Origin of the sequence: Methylobacterium sp. WL116 (genome assembly GCF_008039455.1) — a bacterium.
In the GTDB taxonomy this organism is placed as follows: Bacteria; Pseudomonadota; Alphaproteobacteria; order Rhizobiales; family Beijerinckiaceae; genus Methylobacterium.
The window spans coordinates 1-2873 of sequence record NZ_VRUV01000550.1 but is presented as its reverse complement, the minus strand read 5'-3'; the positions used below and the strand labels follow the sequence as shown (position 1 = coordinate 2873).

At 71.5% G+C, this 2873-nt stretch carries 1 protein-coding gene and 1 pseudogene; one reads left to right on the top strand and one right to left on the bottom strand.

From position 1 onward, the window contains the following. Positions 1 to 1257 (bottom strand): oligosaccharide flippase family protein (locus FV223_RS24315; RefSeq protein ID WP_147729378.1); only part of this gene is annotated, 1257 nt, incomplete at its 3' end. A gap of 448 nt (positions 1258 to 1705) precedes the next feature. Here FV223_RS24315 and FV223_RS24310 point away from each other — a divergent pair. Next, positions 1706 to 2815, top strand: a pseudogene (locus tag FV223_RS24310) (DEAD/DEAH box helicase); the annotation flags it as partial. Between the last annotated feature and the right edge of the window lie 58 nt (positions 2816 to 2873).

Below are 2873 nucleotides of genomic sequence, written 5' to 3'. Positions count from 1 at the left end.
GCACGGGTCCGGCCTGCCGGCGATGTCGGCCAGCGGAAGCGGCATCGCCGGCAGGCCGGACCCGTGCCGGTTCGCCCCGAGGATGAACACGAGGCAGGCCGCGGCCTGACCCGCCGCGAAGGCGATCGCCGCGCCGGCGACGCCGAGATGCGGGATCAGCGCCAGCGAGAGCACGCTCACCGTCACCAGGGTCGCCGTCGAGGCCACGGCCTCGAGGCGGCTCGACTGCGTGAAGTAGATGATCTGCCCGAAATAGTAGGCGCGGAACATCATCAGCACGCTGGCCAGGATCAGCACCGGGGCCAGCGCCCGCGCCTGGTCGCGATAGTCCGGCCCGAGCAGGACCGAGACGACGACCCCGTCGAAGTTGAGGTAGAACGCGGCGCCGAAGGCCGCGACCAGCGCCATCGCGCGGGCGGCGTCGCACAGCACCGCGGTCGCTGCCGGCATCCCCCCGGCGCGCGCCTCGCGCTTGGCGATCGAGATCAGCGAGAGGGCCAGCGCCTCGCCGAACACGACGAAGCTCTGCTTCAGGAAGTCGGCGATCGCGCCGTAGGCGCCGAGATGCTCCGGCCCGACGGTCTTCACGATGATCAGCCGGTCGACCACCTGGGCCAGAGCCGCGATGCCGAAGGACAGCACCAGCGGCCAGCCGTAGGCGATGAGGCGCAGCGCCTCCGCCCGGCTGCCGCGGCCCGGCATCAGCGGGACCACCGTCGCGGCGGCCGGGATCGACGACAGCGCGTAGGCGGTCGCCACGGCCAGCGCGAGATGGACGGCGTCGCCCGACACCATCAGCACCGCGCTGCCGAGGCCGAGGATCAGGATTCCGCGCAGGACGACCGACATCGCCACCGCGACGGCCTGCAGCCGTGTGCGCGCGATCTCGGTGGCGCCCTCGAACAGGGTCGTGCCGAAGGCGAGCGCGACGATCGCCGCCGCGAGCCGCGGCGACACGACGTGAAGCGCCACCGCGAGCGCGCTTCCGATCGCCGCCAGCGCCAGCGTGCACAGCAGGATGCGCAGGACCGTCCCGACCTGCGCGCCCTCGCTCGCCTCGTCGTACAGCGCGAAGAACGCGAATTTCGGCCATTGGCAGGTGGCTCCGTAGAGCACCAGCGACCAGGACAGGATGTAGAGGTAGGTGCCGTAGCTCTCCGGCGGCGCGAGACGCGTGAACACCGCGACCGAACCGAGGTTGATCGCTGCGGCGAAGCCGCGGGAGCCGACGTAGATCGCGGTGTGGTGGGCGATCATCCGCGACCGCCGGGCGGCCGGACGGCCCGGTGCCCCCGGAACGGGACCGATCCGCTCTGGTGCGGGATGGCTCGGGCGAGCGGGCGGGCGGGGAGACGGGACGGCATCGGCGGACGCTGCACCGGCCGTGGCGCCGCGTCCATCCCGCAATGCGGCGACGGTTGACCGGCCGTTGACTTCGCAACCGCGAAGGCGCATAGCCCGAGGGCAGCGTCAGCGGCCGACAGACGGGTCCGCCTGAGAGGGCTGCGTGACGGATACGAGGGACGGCGCGGATCGCGCCTCTCCGAATGTCCGGCCCCTCTCTTCATAACGTGCATGCACCCGGGCCGCCCCATCACGCGGGCAGCCTCCTGCTCTACGGATCGCACCTCTCTCCGTACTTGGCGGCGCCGCTCGACACGAGCCGGGCCCGCGCTCGCGATCCGGCTGCCTGAGAAGTAACACCTTGACCCAGTTCACCGATTTCGGCCTCGCCCAGCCCGTGCTGAAGGCGCTCGAAGAGGCCGGCTACCACACCCCCACCCCGATCCAGTCGCAGGCGATCCGCCCGGCGATGGAAGGCCGCGACCTCTGCGGCATCGCCCAGACCGGCACCGGCAAGACCGCCGCCTTCGCCCTGCCGATCCTGCACCGCTTGAGCCTCGAGAAGCGCCATGCGCCGCGTCGCGGCTGCCGGGTGCTGGTGCTCTCGCCGACCCGCGAGCTCGCCAACCAGATCGCCGAGAGCTTCTCCGATTACGGCCGGCACCTGCCGCTGACCAACACCGTCGTGTTCGGCGGCGTCACCATCGGCCGCCAGGAGCGGGCGCTGGCGCCGGGCGTCGACATCCTCGTCGCCACCCCGGGCCGGCTGATCGACCTCGTCGACCGCCGCTCGCTGACGCTGGAAGGCGTCGAAATCCTCGTCCTCGACGAGGCCGACCAGATGCTCGACCTCGGCTTCATCCATGCGCTCAAGCGCATCGTGAAGATGCTGCCGGCCAAGCGCCAGAGCCTGTTCTTCTCGGCGACCATGCCGAAGAACATCGCCGGCCTCGCCGACCAGTACCTGCGCGATCCGGTCCAGGTCGCCGTCACGCCGGTGGCCACCACCGCCGAGCGCGTCGAGCAGCAGGTGATCTTCGCCCATACCGGCGCCAAGCAGGCGCTGCTCGCCCACATCCTGCGCGATCCGAAGATCGAGCGCGTGCTGGTCTTCACCCGGACCAAGCACGGCGCCGACCGCGTCGTGCGCGGCCTCGAGAAGGTTGGTACCGCGGCCTCCGCCATCCACGGCAACAAGTCCCAGCCGCAGCGCGAGCGCGCGCTGGCCGCCTTCAAGGACGGGCAGTGCCGCGTGCTGGTGGCGACCGACATCGCCGCGCGCGGCATCGACGTCGAGGCGGTGAGCCACGTCGTCAACTTCGACCTGCCGAACGTGCCCGAGAGCTACGTCCACCGCATCGGCCGCACCGCGCGCGCCGGCGCGGACGGGCTCGCGATCTCGTTCTGCAACGACGAGGAGAAGGCGTACCTGCGCGACATCGAGCGCATCACCCGCCAGCGCATCCCCGTCGCCCCCTCGGGGATCCGCTCGCGCGATGCCTAGCCGGAACCGCGTCGGAACGGAACCC